Here is a 24,390-nt window from a genome sequence, read left to right on the forward strand (position 1 = left end):
GGTCACGCCTCGGGCGGCGTCGTGTCGAGCGGCACGGCGGCGCCCCGCACGATCCCGAGCTGCACCGACTGGCGCCCCAGCACGGCGTCGAGCAGCCAGTCGACGGCGGTCCGGACCCGGTTCCCGGGCATCGAGATCAGGTGGTAGCCGCGCGTGACGACCTTCGCGGGGAACCCCGACAGCGGCACCTGCAGCGGGTTGGCCGCCGCCTGGAGGCCGCCGAGGTCCACGACGAACCCCAGGTCGTGGTGCTTGTACGTGCCCGTCGCGCCGTGGCCCAGCGACGCCGCGACGTTGCGGCCCGCCAGCGTGCCCTGCCGGGTGGCGTGCTGCGCCGTCATCGCCGTGACCTCGCCGGGGCGCGTCACGTCCGGGACGGCCGCGGCGTCCCCGCAGGCGAACAGGTGCGGCCGCCCGGGCACGGCGAGCGTGGTGTCCACGACCAGGCGGCCCTTCTGCGTCTCCAGGCCCGTGCCGCCCACCAGCGGGTCGGGCCGCACGCCGACGCACCAGACCAGGGTGCGGGCGGCGACGTCCGCGCCCGTGGTGAGCCGGACGCCGTCCGGCGTCGCCTCCTGGACCGAGACGCCGGTGAGCACCTTGACGCCGCGCTCCCGCAGCACGCGGGCGGCCGTGCGGGACAGGCGCGGGTCGAGCTCCGGGAGCACCTTGGGCGCGAGGTCCAGCAGCAGCCAGCGCACCCGCTGCCGCGCCAGCACGGGGTGCCGGCGGAGCAGCGCCCGGGTCAGCAGCGGCCCCTGCGCCGCCACCTCGGTGCCGGTGTACCCGGCGCCCACGACGACGAACGTGCACCGCGCGTCCCGCTCGGCCTGGTCGTCGGTCGCGGCGGCGAGCTCCACCTGGCGGATCACGTGGTCACGCAGGTAAAGGGCCTCGGCCACGCCACGGAAGCCGTGCGCGTGCTCGGCGACGCCGGGGACGGGCAGCAGCCGGGTGACGCTGCCCGCCGCCACGATCAGCCGGTCGTACCGCAGCTCGTGCGCGGCGCCCTCCGGGTCGGTGTACGCGACGACCTCCCGCTCCGGGTCGATCGCCGTCACGTCGCCCAGCGCGAGCCGGACGCCGCGCAGGGTCGCCGGGATCGAGACCGTCACCCGCCGCGGGTCGATCACGGCCGCCGCCACCTCCGGCAGCAGCGGCAGGTAGAGGAAGTAGTCGGTCCGGTTCACCAGCACGATCTCGACGTCGGCGGTGCGTGGCAGGGCGCGGCGCAGGGCCTTGGCCGCGTTGTAGCCGGCGAACCCGCCGCCGACGATCACCACCCGCTGGGTGCGTTCGCTCATCGTCCCGCCTCGTCTCCGGTCGTGTCGTCCCCGTCTATGCTGCTGCCGATCGAGCGAAAGGACCCGCGCAGTGACGGACATGCCCGGGCAGGAGCGGCTCCGGCAGGAGTGGGCCGAGCACCGGCCCGCGGTCTTCGGCGCCGCATATCGCCTGCTCGGGAGCGTGGCCGACGCCGAGGACGTCACCCAGGACGTCTGGCTGCGCGCGCTCGGCGCCGACCTCGACGAGGTACGCAACCTGCGGGCCTGGCTCATCACCGTGGCCGCCCGGCGGTCCTACGACATCCTGAACAGCGCCCGCCGGCGCCGCGAGTCGTACGTGGGCCCGTGGCTCCCCGAGCCGCTGCTGACCGGGCCGGACGCCGCCGAGCCGGTGCTCGTCGACGACTCGGTCACCGCGGCGATGCTCCTGGTCATGGAGCGGCTCAGCCCGCCCGAGCGGGTCGCGTTCGTGCTGCACGACGTCTTCGAGCTCGAGTTCGCCCGGATCGCCGAGATCCTCGACGTCACCGTGCCGGGCGCCCGCAAGCTCGCCTCCCGGGCGCGGCAGCGGGTGGCCGCGCAGAAGGACGCCGAGCCCCGCACGTCCCGCGTCTCCCGGGCCGAGCGCGAGCGCGTGCTGGAGGCGTTCCGCGGCGCCTACGAGACCGGTGACCTGGAGGGCCTCGTCGGTCTGCTCGACCCCGACGTCGTCTACGTCACCGACGGTGGCGGCAAGGTGCACGCGGCGCGCAAGCCGATCTTCGGCGGGCAGCGCGTCGCCGAGGTCATGGTGCGTGTCGGCCACCAGCTGCCGCCCGACCGGATCGACCTGGTGGAGGTCGGCGGCGAGCTGTCGCTCGTGTTCCACCGCGAGGGCAAGGTCTTCTCCGTGGACACGGTGCAGATCGCGGACGGGCGCATCACCGCGTACCGCCGCGTGGTCAACCCGGACAAGCTCGTGCACGTCTGAGCGTCCGGGCGTCACGTCCGGGCTGGCTGTGTCGTCTCCCTGGCGTCCGACGGACCAGACGAAGGAGAACCATGACCACCACGCAGCGCGTCGACCTGGGCAAGCAGCACCCGAACGCGTACAAGGCCCTGCTCACCCTGTCCGCGGAGGCCGAGAGCAACGCCCTGGCCTCAGGCCTCGACCCCCTGCTGATCGAGCTGCTGCGCATCCGCACCTCGCAGCTCAACGGCTGCGCCTTCTGCCTGCGGATGCACACGGCCGACGCCCTGAAGAAGGGCGAGCACCCGGACCGGATCGCCGTGCTGCCCGCCTGGCGGGAGACCGGCTACTTCTCCGCGGCCGACCGCGCCGCGCTCGGCCTGGCCGAGGCGATCACCCTGGTGGCCGACGGGCACGTGCCGGACGCCGACTACGAGGCTGCGGCCGCCGTGCTCCCGGACGAGCAGGTCTCGGCCGTCTCGTGGGTCGTCACGGTGATGAACGCCCTGAACCGCGTCGCGATCACGAGCCGGTACGCCGTGGCCTGACCGGAATCGTCCACGCGCGACCGGCAGCCGAAGGCGGCCGCGTACGCTCTGCGGGCACGATGGCACGGACGGACGACGACGAACAGGACGGACGCATGACCTACCACCTTGCCGGCGACTCCACCGTGGCCGATCCCAAGCCGGACGAGCTGCCCCTGTCCGGCTGGGGCGGGTTCCTCGGCCGCTACGTCGAGGACCCGGTGCGCAATCACGCGTTCGGCGGCGCCACGACCGAGACGTTCCTCGCGGAGTGCTGGGGGCCGCTCCTCGACGGCGTCGAGGCGGGTGACACCGTGCTCATCCAGTTCGGGCACAACGACCAGAAGGAACCCGAGCTGCTCGCGGCACGCGGCGGGTACACGACGCGGCTGCGCGGCATGGTCGAGGACGTCCGCTCCCGGGACGCGCGCGCGATCCTGTGCACCTCGCCGGAACGCCGCTGGTTCGACGGTGAGCGCATCACGCCGACGCACGGCGACTACCCCGACGCCGTCCGCGACCTGGCGGAGCAGCTCGGGGTGCCGCTGATCGACCTGACCGTGCTCACCACCTGGCTGTACGAGGACCTGGGGCCGGCGGCGGCCAAGGACCTGTTCTGCCATCTCGCGCCCGGCGAGCACCCGGTATGGCCCGAGGGCAAGGAGGACGACACCCACTTCCACGAGCGGGGCGCCACGCGGATCGCGGCCTACGTGGCGCGCGCATTCCGCGCGATCGAGCGCGCCGACGGGCACCTCCCGGCCCGGGGGCTCGAGCTGATGGGCTGACACGCACGGACCGGCACGCCGAGCTCGCCGCCCCCGCCCCGGTCGGTTACGTTGACCGAGGTCGAGAAGCGGCCACAGGTGCGTCGTGGTGAGGTTGCCCATGAAGGAGCCGGCCCGGAACGGGCTCACCCACAGCTGCGACGCCGACCCCGGCATCCACCGCCGACGCCGCGGGCGCGGGTTCAGCTACACCGACGACGACGGCGAGCGGGTCACCGACCGGGCGACGCTGGACCGGATCCGCGCGCTCGTCATCCCGCCTGCGTGGACCGACGTGTGGATCTGCGCGGACGCGACGGGGCACGTCCAGGCCACGGGCCGCGACGCCAAGAACCGCAAGCAGTACCTCTACCACCGTGAGTGGCGCCGGTACCGGGACGCCGTGAAGTTCGACGAGCTGGCGGGGTTCGGCGAGGCGCTGCCCGCGCTGCGCAAGCAGGTCGACGCCGACATGGGTGCCTCTCGGCTGACCCAGGACCGGGTGGTGGCCACCGTCGTCCGGCTGCTCGACGAGACGCTGATCCGGGTGGGCAACGACGAGTACGTGCGCTCGGGCGAGTCCTACGGGCTGACCACGCTGCGCAACCGGCACGCCACCGTCGGGGGAGCGGAGGTGCGATTCCGGTTCCAGGGCAAGTCGGGGGAGCCGCACGACGTCGTCGTGGACGACCGGCGCGTCGCGAACATCGTGCGCCGGTGCAAGGAGCTGCCCGGCCGGCAGCTCCTGCGGTACGTGGACGGGGACGAGGTCCGTGACGTCGGCTCGGGCGACGTCAACGACTACCTCGCCCGGGTGACCGGCGCCGACCACACGGCCAAGACCTTCCGCACCTGGGGCGCCAGCGCGATCGCGCTGGGCCACCTGCGCGGGCTCGAACCCGCGAACCAGGCCGAGCACGACGCGCAGCGCGTCGAGGCGGTCCGGGTCGCCGCCGACCACCTGCACAACACCCCGGCGGTGTGCCGCAAGAGCTACGTGCACCCCGCGATCCTGGCCGACGACCGCGCCGAGCTCGACCGGCTGATCGCGCGCTCGGGAGCGGACGCCGCCCGCTCGTCCCGCTGGATGACGGCGGACGAGCGAGCGCTCCTCAAGCTCCTGACCGTCTGAGCGCCTGACCCGGCAGGCTCAGGCCGCCCGGCGGGTGAGCAGCGGGTCGTTGGTGCGGGTCTTCTTGACCGGCACCACGGACGCCAGGATCCGGCCGACGCGGGTGGCCGCCGAACCACCCAGCCGCGCCTTGCCGGTCAGGCCGGCGAGCAGCTGCGCGGCGGTGGTCCGCAGGTCGACGCCGGCGGCGCTGGCGCGCTCGGTGAGCATCGTCAGCGCCTCCTCCTCGCTCACGCCGTGCACGGCCATGAGCACGCCGCGGGCCTGCTCGATCGTGGCCGTCGTCGCCATCGCGTTGTCGACCGACCGCTGGGCCGCGCGGGCGACGGCCTCGTGCTGCAGGGGCGTGACGTCGCAGACCTGCCCGACCAGGACCGGGCCGCGCTCGGACCGCACGGCCTGCCCGGTCACGAGCAGGGTGCGGGCCCTGCCGTGCACGTCCACGACGCGCTGCGCGCAGGTGAAGGAGTGGCCGGACCGGAGCGAGCGCACGGCCTCGCGGATCACCCGGTCCTGGTCGTCCGGGTGGCGGCGGGCGCGCAGGATCTCCGGTCCGGGGGTGACCTGGGCGGGCTCGTACCCGTACATCCGGTACACCTCGTCGGACCACCACCAGGTGCCGGTGGCGAGCTCGACCCGGTACTGACCTGCGAGAACGGGTGTACCTACCGCGAGGTTCTTGACCGTGTCGCCGAGGAAGGGAGTGTGCGGCGTGGTGTCGCCGGTAGTCGTCGTTGCCATCGGGGCCTCCGTCATCGCGGTGCGGCGCCGTGGCTTGACTCCTCGCGTCACGTTAGCCCTTTCACCCGCTGACGGCCAGCGCGGTCAGGGACCGGGCCGTGTGGTGCGGCCGGAACCCGAGGCGGGAGTAGAGGTGGCCGGGCGTGTCGCCGACCTCGGCCGCGATGCTCACCGGCCCGGCGCCGGCGTCGCGGAGCCGCGCCACCGCGTGGTGGATCAGCGCGGTGGCGATGCCGTGGCCGCGGTGGTCCGGCGCCACGAACACGTCCTCGACCACGCCCTGCCCCGACGGCGCGAGCCACCCGCAGACGAAGCCCGCTACCTCGCCGTGCCGGAGCGCGCACCAGTACGTCGCGTGGCGCTCCAGGTCCTGGCGGTGGGCGACGGTCGCGTCCGTCATGACCTGCGGCCGGACCGGTACGCCGTGGCGCACGTCCTCCTCGACGTGGTCGGTGCGCAGCATCGCGGCGCGCGCCGCCCAGCCGGGATCGGCGTCGTCCGCGCGCCGCACCTCGTGCGGAGGCGCGGGCCTGGTCAGGTCGTGCCGGGTGGGCAGGACGAGCCGCAGCTCGTCCTCGGCCTGCCAGCCGTCGAGCAGCAGCTCCGCCTCGACCCACGGCGGCGTGCGGCGCTCGACGACGACGCGCGTGCAGCCGTCCCGCGCCGCCTCGGCGAGGTCGCGCCGCAGGGTGTCGGCGTCGGCGGGCACCACGGCGTACAGGAAGTTGGCCAGGCCGAGCGACGGCGCCGCCGCGCGGTGGGCGAGCGCCGAACCGGCGAGCTGCCGGTGCGTGCTGGCCAGACCCCAGAACCGGACCGTGTCGTCATCGGGCGTCGGCATGCCTCACACCGTAGCCGCCCCAGGAGCGGGCAGTGCCTGGTCAGGCGGCCGGACGGCGGTGAGCCCGCGCTCCAGCATCTCGACGGTCGTCTCGGCCTCGTCGCCGGCGCCGTCGGCCTGGAGCGCCGTCATGATCTGGGCCGCGGCGATGCTCTCGGGGACGTGGGCGTCGCTGGCCGCGTCCCGCAGCACCTGCCGGGCCTCGTCGTCCTGGACGTCCCGCGCCACGGCGATGATGCACTTCGCCCGTTCGATGGCCACCTGTCCGATGACGTTGTCTCGGTTCATGGATGACATGCGGAACCTCCGGACCCGGCAAGGATCGAGAGCCGCTCCATGACCCCGAACTCTTCACCCTAGGTCATCGGGCCTGGTCACCACCAGGCCCGATGACCCTGCGCGGGCCGCCCGGGCGCTCAGCGCCGCGTGCGCGCCATCCACTCCCAGATGCTCCGGCCCGCGTGCCGCGGGTCGTTGCGGGCCACGTAGATCCACGACCAGTGCCCTGGGTACGTGTTCCCGTCCCACACGACGCCGTCGTACAGGCTCATGACCGAGCCGGCGATCCGCTCGTGCGCGTGGACGGTGTTGTCCTCCGGGTCCAGCGTCGTGTCGTCGGCCGAGGCGACCAGCCACGTCGGCGTCGTCATCGCGGCGAGCTCCGCGTCGGAGATGAAGTAGCCGCCCGAGCCGTCCCGCGGCCCGATGCCGCAGCAGATCGGCGTCGACGTCGCGAACCGGTCCGGGTGCTCGGCGACCATCTTGAGCGACATGTACCCGCCGTTCGAGCAGCCGACCACGTGGACGCGGCTCGCGTCGATCCGGTGCGCCGCCGCGACCTCCTCGATCGCCTCCAGGATCTGGGGCGCGAAGCCGTCGCCGTCCTGCATCCAGGCCGACGTCGCCTGCGGCGCGAGCACGTACGCGCCGCCGAACAGGTCCTGCGCCTCCCGCGTGGCGAAGCCGAGCGCGCCCCGGTTGGCCCGCAGCGTCGCCTCGTTGTCGTAGTAGTCGTACCCGCCCGTCCGCAGGCCGCCCTCGCCGCCGCCGTGCAGCCAGACGACGAGCGCCGCACCGCGGCGTCCGCCCCGGTGCCGGCGCTCGGGCGAGAACAGCCGGTAGTTCAGGCCCGACGCCGTCGCGTGGTACGTGAACGCGTCGACCTCCGGGTCGGACAGGTCGCCCTGCCGGAACGAGTCGAGCACGACGACGCCGCCCGCACCCGGGCCGCGCAGCGGCTCCACCTGGGTGACCGTGTGGTCCAGGTCCAGGAGCACGTTGCGGCCGAACGCGCCCATGTACTGCAGGGTGCCGGCGCCGTCGACACCCCACCCGTGCTCCAGGCCGAGCGTCACCTCGCCGCGGCCGGTCCACCGCGCCCCGGTGACCACGCGGTCCTGCTCGTAGGCGACGTCGCCCGTGAGCGGGTTGGTGGCCACGACGTGCACGGCGAAGGTCGACGGCGTGAGCGACGACCGCTCCACGCGGCCCAGCACGTCGGACGCGATGACCAGCGAGGTGACCTGCTCGCCGCCATCGAGCACCTCGGCGACGGGGGTCACCATGGCGGCGCGGTGGCCCTTGCCCGGGGCGGCGACGGGGGCGCTCGCGGCGTTCGCGGCCGGTGCGCCCAGCACGGCCGAGGCGCCGACGGCGGCGCCGGTGGCGAGCAGGGTGCGGCGGGTGATCGGGGTGCGCATGGCAGAACTCCTTCGTTCGGGGCCAAGGGGCCGGCCCGCGCGACGATGCGCACCACCAGCCATCCGGGAGGCTAATGAGCGGTGTCGGCGCACGTCAACGGGTCGCCGCCCGCCGCATCACTCCCAGCGCCGGTGCCGCGGCAGCGCCACGCCCACCACGCCGAGGCAGCACGCGCAGACCACCGCGACCACGGCCAGCGCGAGCACGTACGAGACGCCCGGCGCGAGGGCGGCCAGCAGCGTGGGCAGCAGGAACCCCGTGTAGGCGAGCGAGTAGTACACGCCGGTCATCCCGGCGAGGTCCCGCGGGGTGGCCATCGACTGCGCGATCAGCAGGCCGGAGACCACGCACACCCCGTACGAGCCGCCGAGCAGCGCCGCGACCGCGAACGCGAGGGCGGGCTGGCCCACCGCGGCCGCGACGGCGGCCAGCACCATGCCCGCCGTCATCCCGGACAGCCCGACGACCAGCGCGTGCCCGTGCGTCACGCGGTTCAGGTACCCGACGGTGGTCTGGGTCAGCGCCCCGGTCCCCAGGGTCACCACGGTCAGGCCCGTCGCGTACAGCGTCGCCCAGGACCCGAGCCGGTCCTCGACGACGGCGGGCATGATCGCGTAGGCCACGCCGGCGGCCGCGAACACCCACGGCGCGGCCGGGAGGACCAGCAGCCGGAACGCCCGCTGCCCGGCCGACGGCACCCGCAGGTCGCGCCACCAGGGCCGCTGCGCACGCAGCTCCGCCGGCAGGCTCTCCGGGGCCCGGAGCAGCGGGCCGAGCGCCAGGAGGCACAGCGCCACGTGCACGACATAGGGCGACTGCCCGGGCCAGGGCGCCCACTGCGCGATTGCACCCGTGACCCCGGCGCCGAGCGCGAACCCCAGCGTCAGGGTCAGCGAGGAGCGCCAGGCGCCCGCGGCGCTGCCCGCGTGCAGGTCCCACGGTGACGCCGACAGCTCCTTGATCCAGCTCGATCCCACCGACATGCCGATGCCGACGCCGATCCCCGCCAGCAGCCGGCCCGCGCACAGCAGCACGAACGAGTCCATGCCGGCGGCGAGCAGCACGCTCGCCGCGATCGCGCTGACCAGCCCGGCGATCGCGACCGGCTTGCGGCCGTGCTGGTCGGACAGCGCCGCGGCGACGAGCAGGCCCGGGATCAGGCCGAACACGTACATGCCCAGGAGCAGGTTCGCCTGCCACGGCGCGTAGCCGCCGAGCGTCTCGTAGACGTGCAGCAGGGGCGTGAAATGGTTGCCGCCCCACGCGACGACGAACACCGCGGGCGCCGTCAGGAGCCAGGACCGTCCCGTGTGCCGCAGGCTCACCGCGCCACCTCGTAGCCGCTGTGCCCCTGGGCGAGGTGCCGGTCGATCTGCCGGACGAACCCGTCGGTGTCGGCGGCCTCGATCGCGTCCAGCAGGGCGGCGTGCTCGTCCGCGAACCCGTCCAGGCGGCCGGCCGTGGCGCCGACGGCGAGGTAGGTGAGGCGGATCAGCCGGGGTCCCAGCAGCCGCGAGACCTCGTCGACGACGCCGCTGCGCTCGTGGTGGATGATCGCGGCGTGGAACGCGTAGTCCAGGACGGTGAAGTCCGTGGGCCGGTCGACGGCGTCCCGCTGCCGGTCCAGGATCGTCCGCAGGGCCGCGGTCAGCCGCTCGCGCGAGCCGGGCTCCGCGGACTCCAGCCGCCGCACCACGTTCGTCTCCAGCATGGAGCGGACCGACAGGAGCTCGTCCCGCTCCGTGGCGGTGGGCACCGTGACCATGGCGCCCTTCTTCGGCGCGAGCGCCACGAGCCCCCAGACCTGGAGCGCGAGCAGCGCCTCCCGGACCGGCGTGCGGCTGACGCCGTGCTCGGCGGCGACGTCCACCTCGGTCAGCCAGGTGCCCGGGGCGATCCCGGCGCTGACGATCTGCTGGGCGAGCTCGCCGGAGAGCCGCTCCGCGATCGAGCGGGACGGCGTGGTCCAGGGCAGGTTGAGGTGCTCGGCGGGATCCGGTTGCATGCAACCATGCATACATCATGCGGCCGCCCAGTGCCCGGCGGTGCTCAGGATGTGGGCTCCCGTGTGATCATGGGGCCATGACGTCCCTGGTCCGCGGCAGGCCCGCGACGGTGAAGGACGTCGCACGTCACGCCGGGGTCTCGGCGAGCACCGTGTCGAACGTGCTGCACGGCCGCTCCAGCGTGGCCGACGAGATCCGCGCCCGGGTCGAGGCCGCGATCACCGAGGTCGGGTACGTCCCGTCGGCCGCCGGCCGCCTGCTGCGCAGCGGCACGTCCGAGGTGATCCAGCTCGCCCTGCCCGACATCCGCTCGCCCTACTACTCGGCCCTGGCCCACACGGTCATCCAGCGGGCCCGCGAGCTCGGGATGACGGTGGTCATCGAGGAGACCGACGGCGCCGTCGAGCAGGAGCAGCGGGTGGCGAGCAGCCACCCGCACCGGGGTGTCGGCGGCACGCTCATCTGCCCGATGTCGCTCACGAGCGACGACCTGGCCGAGCTGCGCCCCGAGCTGCCGACCGTCCTGCTCGGCGAGCACACGCGGGGCGACGCGTTCGACCAGGTGTTCATCGACAGCCGCGCCGCGGCGCGCGACGTCGCGACCCACCTCGTGGCGACCGGCCGCCGGCGGTTCGCGTTCGTCGGCACCGAGCACGGCAAGGGCACCGGCCCGGGGGCGCTGCGGCTGGAGGGCGTGCGCGACGTGCTGCGCGCCGAGGGGCTGGACCTGCCCGACTCCGCGGTGCTCGGCACGCCCGACTTCGGGCGCGAGACCGGCGTCGCCGTGGGCGAGCGGCTCCCGGCGGGGGAGTCGGGGTACGACGCCGTGGTCTGCGCCACCGACGAGCTGGCCGTCGGCGTGCTGCACGCGCTCGCGGGCCGCGGCGTCGAGGTGCCGCGGGAGATCGCGGTCACCGGCTGGGACGACGCTCCCGAGAGCCGGTTCGTGACGCCGTCGCTCACGACCGTGGCGCACGACCTCGACGACCTGGCCGCCGCGGCCCTCGGCTTCGTCACGGCGCGCCGGGCCGATCCGGCGCGCCGCCCCGGCCGGCACGTGTCGCCGCACCGGCTCGTGGTGCGCGACTCGACGCAGACCGGCTGAGTCTCCCGGACCGCCACCCGCGCATTGACACCGCGCGGCTCCGCCCCCTACGTTCGAACGCGGCCGTGTAACGTTGCACGGCGCAGATGCAACGTTGCACGGAGGATGGATGAGGAACCTCGACCGCCGCACCTTCCTGGCTCTCGGTGGTGCCGCCGGCCTGGCCGGCGCGCTCGGGCTCGCCGGCTGCGGCCGCTCCGGCCCGGCGCGGGACGTCGCCGGCACGATCACCTGGTGGGACCAGTTCCAGCCGCTGGAGGCCCTCCAGCGCGAGACCTTCGACGCCGTCGCGGGCCGGCTCGGCGTCACCGTCGACTACACCGTCTACGACCCGGCGGGCCTCGGCCAGGCCCTGCAGCTCGCCCAGCAGAGCGGCCAGGTGCCCGACGTCTTCACCAACGGGTACGGCGTGCCCGAGCTGGTCCTGGTCGAGAACGGCTGGGTGCGGCCCATCGAGCTCAGCCCCGAGGCCCGCGCGCGCTTCCCCGAGGGCACGCTGGTCGAGGGCCTGCACACGTTCGGGGGCGAGCTGTACTCGTTCCCGCTGTTCACGCCGCACCAGCACGCCACCCTGACCTGGTTCGACCAGCGGGCCGTCGAGGCGGCCGGCGGCGACCCGGAGAACGGGCCGCGCACCTGGGACGAGTTCCGGTCCCTGGCCGGCGCCCTGACCGAAGCGGGCAGCTCGTCGGGGTGGATCGAGGGGCTCGCGCTGCTCGACCGGCTGCGCCAGCACGTGATCGACCTCGCGACCGGCGCGGGCGCGGTGCTCAGCTTCGCGGGCAACGGCGCCGACGCCCCCGGCGTCGCGGACGCCCGCACGGGGGAGTACCCCTTCGACTCCGCCGAGTTCCGCGACGTCTTCGAGTTCCTCGGCTCGCTTGTGCGCGACGGCGTCATGTTCCCGTCCTCGACGTCGCTCGACGTGCGCACGGCGCGCGCCCGCTGGGTGGGCGGCTCGGCCGGGCTGTTCTTCGACGGGCCCTGGAACGCCGGCGTCCTGGCGGGGCAGTTCCCCGACGCGCTCGCCACGCTCGGCCTGGCGGACATGCCCACGCCCGACGGCGTCGCCCGGGCGATGAACGGCCCGGTCGGCGGCGCGTTCTGGCTGTCGCGGACGTCGTCGGACGCCGCGGCCGCCGGCGAGATCCTGTCGCGGATGACCACCGCGGACTACGCGCGGGGCCTGGCCGCCGCCATGGACCAGCCGCCCGCCGACGTCGGCGCCGTCGCCGAGGCCGACGTCCCGGAGGCCTACGCGCGGGCCGTCTCGCTCATGCGGGACAGCGTCCGGCTCGCGCCCAGCCCCGTGGCGAAGAACCCCGCGGTCGGCGCGGTGCTGTCCGAGATGAAGCAGATCCGGCCCAACCTCGGCGAGATTGCGCAGGGCTACCTCGGCGGCAACGTCGACGACGTCGGCGCCGAGCTCACGCGCTACCGCAGCCGCCTGGCCACCGAGCGCGACCGCGCCATCGAGGTGGTCCGGGCCGGCGGCCAGGAGGTCTCGCTCGACGACTGGATCTTCGACGACGCCGACCAGACCACCGGGAGCCCCCGCTCATGACCCTCGTCAGCACCCCGCACGCCCGGCGGGCCGCCGCGCACCGGCCCTGGATCTGGCTCTTCCTGCTGCCCACCATCGTGCTCTTCGGCGCGTACACGGTGTGGCCCGCGCTGGCCAGCATCTGGTACTCGTTCCTCAACTGGTCCGGCTACGGGCCCGAGCGGCCGTTCGCCGGGTGGGCCAACTACCAGCTCGCGTTCTCCGACCCGCTGTTCTGGAAGTCGATCGGCGTCACGCTGCTGATCATCGTGGTCACCGTGCCGCTGCGGGTGCTGCTCGCGCTCGTGCTCGCGATCTTCCTGAACGACCCGCGCCTGCCGTTCGCGCGCGTGCTGCGCACCGCGTTCTTCGTCCCCGTCGTGGCGACGACGGCGATCATCGGCATCGTCATGAACTTCGTGCTCGACCCCGCCGGCGGGCCCGTGAACCACGTGCTCGGCAACCTCGGGATCGGCCCGGTCGACTTCCTCGGCGACGCCTCGGCCGCCCTGTGGACCGTGATGGGCGTCCACTTCTGGAAGTGGCTCGGCCTGACCCTCATGTACTGGCTGGCCGCGCTGCAGACCATCCCGAACGACGTCCAGGAGGCGGCCCGGGTCGACGGCGCCAGTGCCCGGCAGCGCTTCACGCACATCACCCTGCCGATGCTCGCGCCGTTCGTCGCCATCATCACCATGCTCACCATCGTCGAGACCATGCAGATCTTCGACCTCGTGCAGACCATGACCGGTGGCGGGCCGTTCTTCTCCACCCTCGTGACCGAGGTCTACATCTACCAGCAGGCGTTCGAGACGGCGCGGCCCGAGTACGGGTACGCCTCCGCCGTCGGCGTGCTGCTCGGCGTCCTCACCCTCGTCGTGGTCGGTGTCGCGGCGATCGTCTCGCGGCTCATCGGCCGGAAGGGAGCGGTCCGGTGACCGGAACCATGACCACCACCAGAACTGTGTCCACGTCCAGAAGCATCTCCGCCACCAGGACCATGACCCGCAGCCGGACGGCCGGCTGGGTCCAGTTCGCCGTCCTCGCGGTGCTCGCCCTGGCCTGGGTCTACCCGCTGCTGTGGATCTTCGCGGCCTCCCTCAAGGACGACGCCTCGATCTTCACCGACGGCCTGAGCCTGATCCCGGACCAGTGGAACTGGCAGAACTACGTGGACGCCTGGCAGACCGCCGGGTTCGCCCGCTACACCCTCAACTCGCTGGTCGTCACGATCGGCTCGGTCGTCGTCGTCATCCTGCGCTGCGCCACCGCCGGCTACGTGATCGGCCGGTACCGGTTCCGCGGCCGACGCGTCGTGCTCGGCGTGCTGCTCGCCGCCAGCTTCATCCCCACCGGCCTCGCCATCATCCCGGTCGTGCGGCTCAGCACCGAGCTCGGCATCCTCGACAGCACCCTCGGGCTGATCCTCGCGCTGTCCGCCGGCGGCAACGTGGCCGGCGTCCTGCTGTACACGGGGTTCTTCGCCCAGATCCCCGACGAGCTCGAGCAGGCCGCCCACATGGACGGCGCCGGGTTCCTGCGCACCTTCTTCTCCGTGATGCTCCCGCTGTCCGGGCCCATCACCGCGACCGTCGCCGTCGTCACGTTCATCGGGACCTGGAGCAACTTCTTCGTCCCGCTCGTGTTCACGTTCAGCGACCCCGACCGCCGCACCCTCGCCGTCGGCATGCTCGCCTTCCAGGGCACCAACTCGACCGACTGGACCGGCCTCGCCGCCGGCGCGACCATGTCGCTCGTCCCGGTCCTGCTCGTGTTCGTGCTGCTGCAGCGCTACTTCGTGGAGGGCATCGCCGGCGCCGTGAAGAACTGACCCGGCGCCCCGCCGCCGTCCCGAGACCGCCCACCAGACAGGAGCCCCGCACCACCATGACCAGGCCCAACATCCTTCTCATCTGCACCGACCAGCAGCGCTGGGACGCCCTCGCCGCCGCCGGCAACAGCGCCATCCGCACCCCGAACCTCGACCGCCTCGCCGCCCACGGCGTCCGGTTCGACCGCTGCATCGTGCAGTCACCCGTGTGCGCGCCGTCCCGCGCCAGCCTCATGACCAGCCGCTACCCGCGCAACCACGGCCTGTGGGCCAACGGCGTCGACATCGCCGGGAGCGAGCAGCTCTTCACCGCGGCGCTCGCGCGTCACGGCTACGACTGCGGCCTGGTGGGCAAGTTCCACCTCGGCTCGGCCTGGGGCGGGCGCACCGAACCGCGCCTCGACGACGGCTTCCGGGTGTTCCGCTGGTCGCACGACCCGTACGTGCGCAGCCCCGAGAACAGCTACCACACCTGGCTCGAGGAGCAGTTTCCCGGCCTGCTCGACGAGACGCTGGCCCAGGGCGGCGACGCGATCGACCGGCTGCCCACCGAGGCGCACTACAGCCACTGGATCGGCGAGGAGGCGATCGGCTACCTCCGCACGGGCCGGGACAAGGACAAGCCGTTCTGCTTCGTGGTGAACTTCTTCGACCCGCACCACGGCTTCGGCGCGCCGCCCGAGTACCGGGAACGGTACGACGCCCAGGCGCTGCCCCGCCCGGTCGGCGGCCCGGACGACCTCGACGACAAGCCTGCGATCTACCGGGAGGCCTCCGCGCGGTCGTACGCGGGCAGCCTGCCGGGGTTCCAGGACTACACGGCCGACGAGATCCAGGGGATCGTCGCCGACTACTACGCCATGGTGTCGCTGGTGGACGACGAGGTGGGGCGCATCCTGGCCGCGCTGGAGGACGAGGGGCTGGCCGGCGACACGCTGGTGGTCTTCACCAGTGACCACGGCGAGCTGCTCGGCGACCACCAGATGCTGCTCAAGGGCCCCATGATGTTCGAGAGCTCGGTGCGCGTGCCGCTGATCGTGCGCTGGCCCGGGGAGCTGCCCGAGGGCGAGGTCCGCGACGACCTGGTGCAGTGGATCGACCTCGCGCCCACGCTGCTGGAGGCCGCCGGCGTCGACGCCCTGCCGCGCGCGCAGGGCACCAGCCTGCTGGGGCTCGCCCGGTCGGGGCAGTGGGACGACGCGCGGGGCTGGGCGCTGTCCGAGTACCGCAACAGCTGCATCCCCTACGACGTGCCCGTGCACACCACGATGCTGCGCACCGACGACTGGAAGGTCGTGGTGCACCACGGCGCGCCGAGCACCGACCGCGAGCGGACCGGCGAGCTGTACGACCTGGTCGGCGACCCGCACGAGCTCACGAACCTGTGGGACGACGAGCGGTTCCGGGACCGGCGTCTGGGCCTGCAGGAGCAGCTCCTGGACGTGCTCGTCGCGACGGAGGACCGCAGCCGGCCGCGGCTCGCGGACTTCTAGCGGCCCGCGACCGCCGTCGCCACCACGAGGTCCTCCCAGGACATCCCGGAGCTCTTGAACACGACGGGCCGGTCCTCGGGGAGCCCGACGGCCCCGGTGACGACGTCCGCCATCGGGACGAGGTCCGTCGCCGTGATCGCGCCCTCGGCGACCGCGAGGACGACGTCGCCGCACTCCCGCAGCGCGGTAGTGACGTCCTCGACGACGACGGCGGCGCGGCCCAGCAGGTCGGCGGGGAGCTCCCGCGCGTCCGGCTCGTGGGAGCCGACGGCGATGACCACGGCGTCGTCGCGCACCAGGGCGCCGTCGAACAGCGGCTCCCGGGCGGTGGTGGCGCAGACGATCACGCCCGCGGCCGCCGTGGCCCGGGCGGCCTCGGCACTGCCGGTGCCCACCACGTGCGTGAGGCCGTCGGTCGTGGCGACCCGGTCGGGCCGGCGGACCACCGCGGTGACGGTGCCGAGCGGGCGGTGCCCGGCGAGCGTGTCGCGCAGCGTGTCCAGGTGGCCGATGCCCTGGTGCCCCGCGCCGTAGAGCACCACGTCGAGCGGCTCCGCGGAGCGCCGCAGCACGTCGAGGGTCGCGGCGACGGAGACGGCGGGCGTGCGTAGGTCGGTCAGCGCCGGGCCGTCGATCAGGCAGCGGGGCGTGAGCGTCTCGGCGTCGAGCAGGAGGTACAGGCCCTGGATGCGGGCCAGGCCGCGCGCCGGGTTGTCCGGCGCGAGGCTGAGCACCTTGATCCCGGCGTCCGCGCCGGCCTCGGCGGGCATGAGGAGCAGCTCGCCGTTCTCCAGGGGCTCGGAGATACGCGCGTGGTCGGCCTCGGGGCGCAGGCCCGCCCGGAGAGCCTGGCGCAGCGCCTCGACGGCCCCGGCGGGCGCCAGGCGCTGTCGGACGTCGTCCGCGGTGAGGTAGGGGATCGCCCCCGGCTGCGCGGTCATCGCAGCACGAACCCGGGGACGAGGTCGTCGCGCGGGTCGACGACGAAGACGTGCTCGGCGGTCCGGTAGGCGGTCCCGGTGACCTGCGGGACGACGGCCGCCCGTCCCGCGACGTCGACCCGCTCCAGGACTGTCCCGGTGAAACGTGAGCCGACGATCGACTCGTGCCGCAGCGCGGCGCCCTCGGGCAGCGTGCCCCGCGCCGTCAGCGTGGCCAGGCGCGCGCACGTCCCGGAGCCGCAGGGGGATCGGTCCAGCTCGCCGTCGGCGAAGATCGTGGCGTTGCGCTGCCACGGCCCGGACCCGTCGTCGCTGGGGCCCAGGTCGTCGTAGACGATGGTCCCGTAGATGCCGCTCAGCCTCTCGTCGGTCGGGTGGGCGGCGTGGACCGAGTCGTTCAGCGCCCACTTGATCTCGCGCCCGATCGCGATGATCTCATCGGTGTGCTCCGGCGTCACCGTCAGGCCCACGCCGCGGGCGCCGAGCTGGGCGTAGATCGCGCCGCCGAAGCTCACGTCCACGGTGACGTCGCCCCGCGACGTGGCCACCGGGACGTCGAGCGCGAGCACGTAGCCGGGGACGTTGACGAAGTCGACCGCCGTCACCGTCCCGGCGCCGTCGGTGTGCACCCGGGCGGTGACCCGGCCGGAGGGCACATCGATGACGACGTCGGTGGTGCCCGACGGGTCAGGCCGCACCAGGCCGGTCTCGACCGCCCAGGCGCCCAGCGCGATGGTGCCGTGCCCGCACGCGGTCGAGAAGCCGTCCTTGTGCCAGAACAGCACGCCGAGGTGCGCGCCGCCGTCGTCGGGCTCGACGACGAACCCGCCGTACATGTCGGCGTGGCCGCGCGGCTCGTGGCACAGGATCTGCCGGATCCGCTGGATCTCCGGCGACCCGATCGCGAACATCCGCTTCGCGGCGACGTCGGCGCCCTCGACGGCCACGGGCAGAGTGGTGACGATCCGGAACGGCTCACCGCCCGTGTGGTAGTCGACGGCCTCGTACCGTTCGGTGCTCACCGGGGCTCCTCGTCGGGGTCAGGTGCGGGTGCGATCACAATAGCCGTGCCCCTGGCGCCGGACCTCTCTAGGCTGCCGCACGTGATCCCCTTCGATGCCCTGCGCGACCTTCCCCACCGTGAGGCGGCCCGCCGCCTGCTCGCCGCCGGGTGGAATGTGTGCGGCCTCGGGGACTGGGCGACCGTCTGGCGCTCGCCGGACGGTGCTCTGGTCGCGCGGGTCAGTCCCTTCGAGCCGGCCTACGGCGTCTTCGTCGAGCTGTGCCGAGCTCTGCAGGGCCACCCGTTGCTGCCGCGCATCGAGTTCGACGCCCCCTTGGCGGGAGGCGGCCGCGTGACCGTGCTGGAGTTCCTCATGCCGGTGGAGCCCGCCGAGGCCGCGGCCGTGGTGGCGCGCTGGGACGCCGCCGCGCCGGACGACCCGATCAGCGTGGTCCGCCGGCAGGCCGAACGGCTCGACGCCGAGGCCGCCCGGACGGTTCCGTTCTGGGGCGGGCTGGACCACAACCCCGGCAACGTCCTGCGGAACGCCGCCGGAGAGCCGAAGCTGGTCGACTTGTTCTACGCCGCGGGCCTGGAGATCTACCGGGTGCTGCGGGAGGACCCGGCGCAGCTCGCCGAGGCGATCGCCGCCGACCGCCGCCGGTACATCTGCGACATCGCAGCGGTGGTCCGCAGGTCGGACCCGGACGAGCTGGCAGCGCTGCGCGCGGCCGCCGCCGTGGTTTCATGACCCTCGTGACCCGACCCTTGCGCAAGCTCGGTTTCCTGACCATCGGCCTGTTCGACCCGGACGACCCGCGCGCGGGCCACGAGTCGACCCTGCGGCTGATCGAGCTGGGCGAGCAGCTCGGGTTCGACAGCGCGTGGCTACGGCACCGCCACCTGCAGCACGGCATCTCGTCCCCGGTGGCGGTGCTGGCGGCGGCGACGCAGCGCACCAGCCGGATCGAGCTGGGCACCGCCGTCACCCCGCTGGGCCTGGAGAACCCGTTCCGGCTGGCCGAGGACCTCGCCACGGTGGACGTGCTGTCCGGCGGCCGCCTCAACCCCGGCGTCAGCGTGGGCCCGCCCATCCACTGGGACCACCTGCGCGAGCACCTGTACCCGACCACGTGGCAGCACGAGGACTTCTCCAAGGCCCGCGTCGAGCGGCTGCTGCACAACCTGTCCGGCGGCGCCGTCTCCACGTTCGAGGGGACCGAGGGCATCGAGACGTACTCCACGCGCATCCAGCCATACTCCCCGGGTCTGCGGGAACGCGTCTGGTACGGCGCCGCCTCGGCGTCGTCGGCGGCCTGGGCCGGCACGGCGGGCACGAACCTGCTGACCTCCTCGGTGCTGGACGCCGGGGACGCCGAGCACCCGGACTTCGCGACCCTCCAGCGCGAGCAGATCGACCTGTTCCGCGCGGCGCACCCGGCGGGGGAGCAGGCCCGCGTGTCGCAGGGCCTCGTGGTGATCCCCACGGACGGCGCCACCCCGGAGCAGGTCGCCCGCTACGAGGCGTACGCGGCGGCGCGCCTGCCGCGCACCGCGGCGCCCGTCCAGACGGGCCCGCGGCGCATGCTGTTCGCGCCCGACCTGGTGGGACCCGCCGAGCAGCTCGCCGAGCGGCTGAGCACGCACGCCGGGTTCCAGGCGGTCGAGGAGGTCGCGTTCGCGCTGCCGTTCACCTTCGACGAGCCGGACTACGTGCAGATCCTCACCGACCTGGCCACGCGGCTGGGACCGCTGCTGGGCTGGGCGCCGGCGGCGGCCTCATAGGTCACGCCTACGCGCCCAGGAGCGGGATTCCCTCGTACCCCCGTGCGTCGTGGGCGGGCACGATCCGCACGTCGGGCGGGAGCGCGGCGACCCGGGCCAGGTCTTGCCGGACCCGCGCCGGGTCGCTGTCGGCGAGCAGGCGCATCAGGAGGGGCCGCTGCACGCCGTGCGCGATCCCGTCGAGCTGCCAGGTGAGGTCGCCGACGAAGGCGAACCGCCGGCCCGGTCGCTCGGTCACGAGAACGGCGACCGAGCCCGTGGTGTGGCCGGGAGCCGGCACGATCACGACGGAGCCGTCCCCGTGCAGGTCGTGGCTGGCGGGGAAGCCCAGGTGGGGCGGGCCGTCGAAGGTGTACGGCCGCACGTCGTGGCCCCCGACGACGTGGCTGAACACGCGGTCGCCGTGACCGCCGGACGCGTACCGCAGCTCCTCCGGGGTCACGAGGACCGGCACGTCGAGGGAGTCCAGCCCGCTGACGTGGTCCCAGTGCGAGTGGGTCAGGATCACGCCGAGCAGCCGGCCGCGGTCGTAGCCGGCGGCGTCGAGCTGCTCGGCCGCGGTCGCCCCGAGACGGTGCGGCGAGCGCCGGAACGCCGGAAGCATCCGGATGTGCTCCCCGGCGTGCGCGCCGAACCCGGCGTCGACGAGGACGTCGCCCTTCGGGTGGCAGACCAGCACGGCCGTGGCGGCGAACTGCCGGCGGTCCCGGAACCGGCCGCCCTGGAAGGCGAGGGCGGCCGGGGTCTCGTAGGAGCCCGTGGGGAGCTGGAACACCTTGATCTCCGCGGGCGAGGCGGCACTGTTGGTCATACGTGTCAGTATTGAACTAAGAGTTCAACAGTGTCAACGTCGTCCAGTACTCGTAGGATCGCGCCATGACGAGCGAGACCGCAGTGGACCCGCGCATCGCCCGCACACGGCGCGACGTGGTCGCCGCGACCAGCGAGCTGCTGCTCGACCAGGGCTGGGACGCGGTCACGCACGCCGCGGTGGCGCGGCGCGCCGGCTATTCCAAGGCCACCGTCTACACGCACTGGCCCACCCGGCTCGACCTGATCAGTGCGTCGATCGAGCAGATCTGTGACGAGGCGGAGCATCCGGCGGCCACCGGCGACCTGCGGGCCGATCTCCGGGCCGGTCTGGCGGACTTCGCCGACGACCTCACGCGCGGTCACCTCGATCGTCTGCTGGCGGGTGTCGTCGAGCGCGCGAACGACAGCGACGTCGTCGGCCGGCTGCGCACGCGGCTGTACGAGACGGGGACCAGCGCACTGCGCGCCGTCCTCGGGTCCCACGTCGCGCAGCGCGACGTCGAACCCGCGCTCGCGCTCCTGACGGGGGCAGTGCTCGTGCTCGTCACGTTCGAGGGCAGGCCGGTGGGCACCGCGGCGCTCGACGACCTGATCGACCGGGTGCTGGCCTCCACGACGCCGCTGGCGGGCTAGGTCCGGGCCCTCAGACCAGCTCGAGCAGCACCCCGTCCGCCGACTCCCGGCCGCCCGGCCCGTGCTCGCGGACGATCGCGACGATCTCGTCGAACAGCGTCGGCCCCTCGCCGCGGCGCGCGGCGTCGAGCCGCGCGGTGAAGGCCGCGCGGTTGGACGGGTCGACGCCGGGCAGCAGCCGCTCCAGCCGGCGGGCGGTCTCCGGGTGGCCGAGCGCCGTCCGCGACGTCTCGGAGCCGGTCCACCGCAGCACCCAGCCGCCGTCGGGGGTCCCGAACCCGCCGCGGAGAACGTCGTTGAGGGCGTCGAGGTTGCCGTGCCAGACGTACCCGCTCAGCAGGCGGGAGAACTCGCGGGCGAAGCCGTCGAGGTCGTCGAACCGCGATCCGTCGACGACGAGCACGGGCAGGTCACGGTTCATGTCTTGAGGTTATCCGTCCCGTTCCGGGCCGGACCCGTGCGCCGCGCCCGGCCGGTCGGCCGGGCCGGGCGCGGCGCACGGGACCCGGTCACATCCGGTAGAAGTCGCCGTAGTGGTTGGGCGAGAAGTAGGTCACCCCGGTGGTGCGGTCCAGGATGAGCCGGTAGGACTGCCGCGCCGCGCCGCAGGCCCGCGGCGTCACGTCGAACTCCAGGTAGGAGTGGCCGGCCGGGAGCTGGCCCTCGTTGTTGTAGTGCGTGCCGCCCGCGAAGTTGCACTGGCCGTTCGGCCAGCTCACCCAGCCGCGCGTGCTCGGGTAGCCCTTGGAGCTCCAGATCGACCTGGAGTCGTACGCCTCCGCACATCCGCTGTGCGTGCAGGAGCTGTAGACGGCGGCCTCGGACGACGGTGCGACCGCGACGCCGCCGGCCGTGACGAAGGCGACCATCGTCGACAGGATGACGATGATCCGGACCAGGTTCGACGCGATGCTCTTGTTCTCGGACACGCTGACCTCCCTCTCGGTGGAGACATGCAGGTGGGGAACATGCAGGGAGGATCCTGACCGATCCGGGCGACGCCGGCCCGACGACGCTCCGACGGGCGGGTGAATTTTACTTGTCTGCTTTGTCCGGGAAACCTGCCCGGGTCCGGCCGACCGGTTGTCCGGACCCGCGCCGGCCTGCTTGGGTCGTCCCATGGCGAGATGGACCGAGGTCGCGGACGGCGTGCTGGTCCGGCGGTACGAGGAGCTGGACCTGTCGGTCGGCCTCGTCGTCGGCGCGGAGGGCTGCCTGGTCGTGGACACCGGGGGAGACGCCGGGCAGGGCGCCGGGCTCGCCGCCGCCGTCCGCGAGGTGACGCCGCTGCCGTGGCAGGTGGCGCTGACCCACTCCCACTTCGACCACAGCTTCGGCACCGAGGCGTTCGCGCCCTGCGCCGTGTGGGCGCAGCGGGGGTGCCGGGCCGACCTGGAGGCGACCGGCAAGGAGCAGCAGCAGAAGTGGGCGCGGCACTACCGCGAGCGCGGGGAGCAGGAGGTCGCCGACCGCATCGCGGCCGTGCGCCTGGTCCTGCCCGACCGGCTGGTCGACGACGGCGCGGAGCTGGACCTCGGCGGCCGGGTCGTCGAGCTGCGGCACTTCGGGCCCGCGCACTCCGACCACGACCTGGTCGTGCACGTCCCGGACGCGGGGGTCGTGCTCGCCGGCGACCTCGTGGAGCAGGGCGCGCCGCCGCAGTTCGGCGACGCGTTCCCGCAGGGCTGGCCGGGCGCGCTCGACGGCGTGCTCGCGCTGGGCGCCGACGTCGTCGTGCCCGGCCACGGCGACCCGGTGGACCGGGCGTTCGTGCGGCGGCAGCGCGCGGAGCTGGCCCTGGTCGCGGAGCTGTGCCGGGAGGTGGCCGGCGGGGTGCTCGGTCCGGCGCAGGCCGTGGCCCGCTCGCCCTACCCGGAGGAGTTCACGCTGGCCGCGCTCGCGCGCTGAACCTAGCGTGAGGATGTGGCAGAGCGGCTCACGGCGGCTGACGCCTCGAACTTCGTCATGGATGCGCGGGACCACGTCAACGCGTTCCTGATGGCGGGCGTGCTCGCACCCGGCGGTTGCGTCGGGCCCGACGGTGGGGTGGACCTCGACGCGCTGCGGCACGCGGTGGCCGAGCGGATTCCCGCGGGGCCCCGGCTCGCGCAGCGGGTGCGGCGTGCCGGGCGGGCCCTCGTGTGGGAGCCGGTGCGCCCCGACCTGGCCCGGCACGTGCGGCAGGTCGCCACGGTCGACGGCCGGGCCGGGTTCGAGGCCCTGTGCGCCCGGCTCGTCGTCACGCCGCTCCCGCTCGACCGGCCGCTGTGGGAGCTGCTGGTCGTGCCGGGCGTGGCCCCGGCGCGCGCCGGAGTCGTGCTCCGGGTGCACCACGCGCTGGCGGACGGCCTCGCGGCGGTGGAGCTGGCGCGGGCGCTCATGGACCCGGTGACGGACCCGGTGACGACGGAACGGGCGTCGACACGGCCGGCGGCCGAGGGGCCCACCCGCTCGGAGCGCACGAGCGAGCTGCGCCCAGGGGCGCGCGCCCGGCTGCGCGCGTTCGGCGAGGGTCTGGAGCGCACGACGTCGGTCCTCCGGCGTGCCGTCCCGCCCACCGCCCTCCTCGGCCGCGTCAGCCGGCGCCGCGCGGTGACCTTCGTCGACGTCGACCTGACCGACCTGGCCGCCGGCGCCGGCGCCGCCGCCGCGACCGTGAACGACGCGCTGCTCGTCGCGGCCGCCGCGGCTGCGCGGTCGGCGCTGCTCGCGCTCGGCGAGGACCCGCCGTCCGCCCTGCCCACGAGCGTGCCGGTCGCCCTGCCGCACCGGGGCCGGTCGGGCAACGCCGTCGGCGTGATGCTCGTGCCGCTGCCCACCGACGCGGGCGACCTCGTCGGGCGCCTGCGCCGGGTCGCCGGGCTGACCCGCGCGGCCAAGGCGGAGGCGCGCACGCGCGGGACCTTCGAGCTGACCCGCACCCGCCTCGGCACCTGGCTGTTCGGGCGGCTCGCGCGCCGGCAGCGGTTCGTCGTCCTGTTCGTGACGAACGTGCGCGGCCCCGAGCACCCGCTCGCCCTGGCGGGGGCGCGGGTCGAGCGGATCTGGCCCGTGGCCGCGCTCGGGGGCGACGTGCGCCTCGGCGTCGCGGCGATCTCGTACGACGGCGTGCTGCGCTGCGCCGTGCACTGCGACGCGGACGCGCTCCCCGCCGTCGTCGTCGGGCGGGCCCTCGGGGACGAGCTGGCGGCCGTCGCCGCGCTCGGCTGACCCCGCCCCGGCGAGACCCTGTTGACAGACGCCGGCCCAGCCACGTACAACTGATAAATCGATTGTTCACTGGCAATGTCGCC

The 24,390-nt window shown here is 74.0% G+C and carries 26 protein-coding genes; 14 read left to right on the forward strand and 12 right to left on the reverse strand.

Features of this window, described 5'->3' with window-relative positions; translation table 11 throughout:
• Positions 1–2: 2 nt before the first annotated feature.
• A complete protein-coding gene (locus H291_RS0110395; protein ID WP_020014932.1) occupies positions 3–1,304 on the reverse strand; it encodes an NAD(P)/FAD-dependent oxidoreductase in 1,302 nt (433 codons plus the stop codon).
• Between the two features lie 79 nt (positions 1,305–1,383).
• Between H291_RS0110395 and sigJ the strand changes: the two genes are divergently transcribed.
• From sigJ to H291_RS0110415, 4 genes are all read left to right on the forward strand, one after another.
• Complete coding sequence (gene sigJ / locus H291_RS0110400; protein WP_026365613.1) at positions 1,384–2,256, forward strand: RNA polymerase sigma factor SigJ; 873 nt, start codon at positions 1,384–1,386, stop codon at positions 2,254–2,256.
• A 71-nt stretch (positions 2,257–2,327) separates the two neighbouring features.
• The gene (locus H291_RS0110405; protein ID WP_020014934.1) at positions 2,328–2,783 is read left to right on the forward strand and encodes a carboxymuconolactone decarboxylase family protein; all 456 of its coding nucleotides are present in this window, start codon (positions 2,328–2,330) and stop codon (positions 2,781–2,783) included.
• Positions 2,784–2,878: 95 nt separating this feature from the next.
• A complete protein-coding gene (locus tag H291_RS0110410) occupies positions 2,879–3,550 on the forward strand; it encodes a rhamnogalacturonan acetylesterase (protein ID WP_033325876.1) in 672 nt (223 codons plus the stop codon).
• 88 nt (positions 3,551–3,638) lie between these two features.
• A complete protein-coding gene (locus tag H291_RS0110415) occupies positions 3,639–4,661 on the forward strand; it encodes a DNA topoisomerase IB (protein WP_198012444.1) in 1,023 nt (340 codons plus the stop codon).
• Between the two features lie 18 nt (positions 4,662–4,679).
• Here the strand turns inward: H291_RS0110415 and H291_RS29475 are convergent, their stop codons facing one another.
• From H291_RS29475 to H291_RS0110445, 6 genes are all read right to left on the reverse strand, one after another.
• Positions 4,680–5,402 carry a PAS and ANTAR domain-containing protein gene (locus tag H291_RS29475; RefSeq protein ID WP_198012445.1) on the reverse strand — a complete coding sequence of 241 codons (723 nt, stop codon included), beginning with the start codon at positions 5,400–5,402 and terminating at the stop codon, positions 4,680–4,682.
• 61 nt (positions 5,403–5,463) lie between these two features.
• Positions 5,464–6,243, reverse strand: a complete 780-nt coding sequence (locus H291_RS0110425) for a GNAT family N-acetyltransferase (protein WP_020014938.1) — start codon at positions 6,241–6,243, stop codon at positions 5,464–5,466.
• Positions 6,244–6,246: 3 nt separating this feature from the next.
• A complete protein-coding gene (locus H291_RS0110430; RefSeq protein ID WP_020014939.1) occupies positions 6,247–6,531 on the reverse strand; it encodes a hypothetical protein in 285 nt (94 codons plus the stop codon).
• Between the two features lie 128 nt (positions 6,532–6,659).
• Positions 6,660–7,943, reverse strand: a complete 1,284-nt coding sequence (locus H291_RS0110435; protein WP_020014940.1) for a prolyl oligopeptidase family serine peptidase — start codon at positions 7,941–7,943, stop codon at positions 6,660–6,662.
• Positions 7,944–8,060: 117 nt separating this feature from the next.
• Entirely contained in the window at positions 8,061–9,269 is a 1,209-nt protein-coding gene (locus tag H291_RS0110440; protein ID WP_020014941.1) for an MFS transporter, read from the reverse strand.
• Entirely contained in the window at positions 9,266–9,949 is a 684-nt protein-coding gene (locus H291_RS0110445) for a GntR family transcriptional regulator (RefSeq protein WP_020014942.1), read from the reverse strand. Before H291_RS0110445 ends, H291_RS0110440 begins: the two co-directional genes overlap by 4 nt.
• Before the next feature lie 77 nt (positions 9,950–10,026).
• On the opposite strand from H291_RS0110445, the gene H291_RS0110450 reads away from it, so the two are divergent.
• The 5 genes from H291_RS0110450 (at position 10,027) to H291_RS0110470 (ending at position 15,922) form a co-directional block, all read left to right on the forward strand.
• Positions 10,027–11,055, forward strand: coding sequence for a LacI family DNA-binding transcriptional regulator (locus tag H291_RS0110450; RefSeq protein WP_020014943.1), 1,029 nt, complete (start codon positions 10,027–10,029; stop codon positions 11,053–11,055).
• A gap of 109 nt (positions 11,056–11,164) precedes the next feature.
• On the forward strand, positions 11,165–12,619 hold the full coding sequence (locus tag H291_RS0110455; RefSeq protein ID WP_020014944.1) for an ABC transporter substrate-binding protein: 1,455 nt from the start codon (positions 11,165–11,167) through the stop codon (positions 12,617–12,619).
• Positions 12,616–13,536 (forward strand): carbohydrate ABC transporter permease, encoded by a 921-nt coding sequence (locus H291_RS0110460; protein WP_020014945.1) that lies wholly within the window; start codon positions 12,616–12,618, stop codon positions 13,534–13,536. Before H291_RS0110455 ends, H291_RS0110460 begins: the two co-directional genes overlap by 4 nt.
• A gap of 62 nt (positions 13,537–13,598) precedes the next feature.
• Complete coding sequence (locus H291_RS0110465; protein ID WP_020014946.1) at positions 13,599–14,429, forward strand: carbohydrate ABC transporter permease; 831 nt, start codon at positions 13,599–13,601, stop codon at positions 14,427–14,429.
• 56 nt (positions 14,430–14,485) lie between these two features.
• Positions 14,486–15,922: a sulfatase-like hydrolase/transferase gene (locus H291_RS0110470; protein WP_020014947.1), complete on the forward strand. Its 1,437-nt coding sequence runs from the start codon at positions 14,486–14,488 to the stop codon at positions 15,920–15,922.
• Here the strand turns inward: H291_RS0110470 and H291_RS0110475 are convergent.
• Together H291_RS0110475 and H291_RS0110480 are read right to left on the reverse strand one after the other, a co-directional pair.
• Positions 15,919–16,863: an ornithine cyclodeaminase family protein gene (locus tag H291_RS0110475; RefSeq protein WP_020014948.1), complete on the reverse strand. Its 945-nt coding sequence runs from the start codon at positions 16,861–16,863 to the stop codon at positions 15,919–15,921. The two genes, H291_RS0110470 and H291_RS0110475, sit on opposite strands and share 4 nt — an antisense overlap.
• A complete protein-coding gene (locus tag H291_RS0110480; RefSeq protein ID WP_020014949.1) occupies positions 16,860–17,885 on the reverse strand; it encodes a proline racemase family protein in 1,026 nt (341 codons plus the stop codon). The genes H291_RS0110475 and H291_RS0110480 overlap by 4 nt, the downstream gene beginning before the upstream one ends.
• 81 nt (positions 17,886–17,966) lie before the next feature.
• Between H291_RS0110480 and H291_RS0110485 the strand changes: the two genes are divergently transcribed.
• Both H291_RS0110485 and H291_RS0110490 read left to right on the forward strand, forming a co-directional pair.
• Positions 17,967–18,617 carry a hypothetical protein gene (locus tag H291_RS0110485; protein WP_020014950.1) on the forward strand — a complete coding sequence of 217 codons (651 nt, stop codon included), beginning with the start codon at positions 17,967–17,969 and terminating at the stop codon, positions 18,615–18,617.
• On the forward strand, positions 18,614–19,651 hold the full coding sequence (locus H291_RS0110490; RefSeq protein ID WP_020014951.1) for an LLM class flavin-dependent oxidoreductase: 1,038 nt from the start codon (positions 18,614–18,616) through the stop codon (positions 19,649–19,651). The genes H291_RS0110485 and H291_RS0110490 overlap by 4 nt, the downstream gene beginning before the upstream one ends.
• A gap of 7 nt (positions 19,652–19,658) precedes the next feature.
• Here the strand turns inward: H291_RS0110490 and H291_RS0110495 are convergent, their stop codons facing one another.
• A complete protein-coding gene (locus tag H291_RS0110495) occupies positions 19,659–20,462 on the reverse strand; it encodes an MBL fold metallo-hydrolase (RefSeq protein ID WP_020014952.1) in 804 nt (267 codons plus the stop codon).
• Positions 20,463–20,527: 65 nt separating this feature from the next.
• Here H291_RS0110495 and H291_RS0110500 point away from each other — a divergent pair, with 65 nt between their 5' ends.
• Complete coding sequence (locus tag H291_RS0110500) at positions 20,528–21,097, forward strand: TetR/AcrR family transcriptional regulator (RefSeq protein ID WP_020014953.1); 570 nt, start codon at positions 20,528–20,530, stop codon at positions 21,095–21,097.
• A 10-nt stretch (positions 21,098–21,107) separates the two neighbouring features.
• Here H291_RS0110500 and H291_RS0110505 read toward each other — a convergent pair whose 3' ends face one another.
• Positions 21,108–21,518 (reverse strand): barstar family protein, encoded by a 411-nt coding sequence (locus H291_RS0110505; RefSeq protein WP_020014954.1) that lies wholly within the window; start codon positions 21,516–21,518, stop codon positions 21,108–21,110.
• Positions 21,519–21,606: 88 nt separating this feature from the next.
• The gene (locus H291_RS0110510; protein ID WP_020014955.1) at positions 21,607–22,026 is read right to left on the reverse strand and encodes a ribonuclease domain-containing protein; all 420 of its coding nucleotides are present in this window, start codon (positions 22,024–22,026) and stop codon (positions 21,607–21,609) included.
• 190 nt (positions 22,027–22,216) lie between these two features.
• Here H291_RS0110510 and H291_RS0110515 point away from each other — a divergent pair, with 190 nt between their 5' ends.
• Positions 22,217–23,005, forward strand: a complete 789-nt coding sequence (locus tag H291_RS0110515) for an MBL fold metallo-hydrolase (protein ID WP_020014956.1) — start codon at positions 22,217–22,219, stop codon at positions 23,003–23,005.
• Between the two features lie 15 nt (positions 23,006–23,020).
• Positions 23,021–24,307, forward strand: coding sequence for a wax ester/triacylglycerol synthase domain-containing protein (locus tag H291_RS0110520; protein ID WP_020014957.1), 1,287 nt, complete (start codon positions 23,021–23,023; stop codon positions 24,305–24,307).
• Positions 24,308–24,390: the final 83 nt, after the last annotated feature.

It is taken from the genome of Promicromonospora sukumoe 327MFSha3.1 (genome assembly GCF_000385135.1).
In the GTDB taxonomy this organism is placed as follows: Bacteria; Actinomycetota; Actinomycetes; order Actinomycetales; family Cellulomonadaceae; genus Promicromonospora; species Promicromonospora sukumoe_B.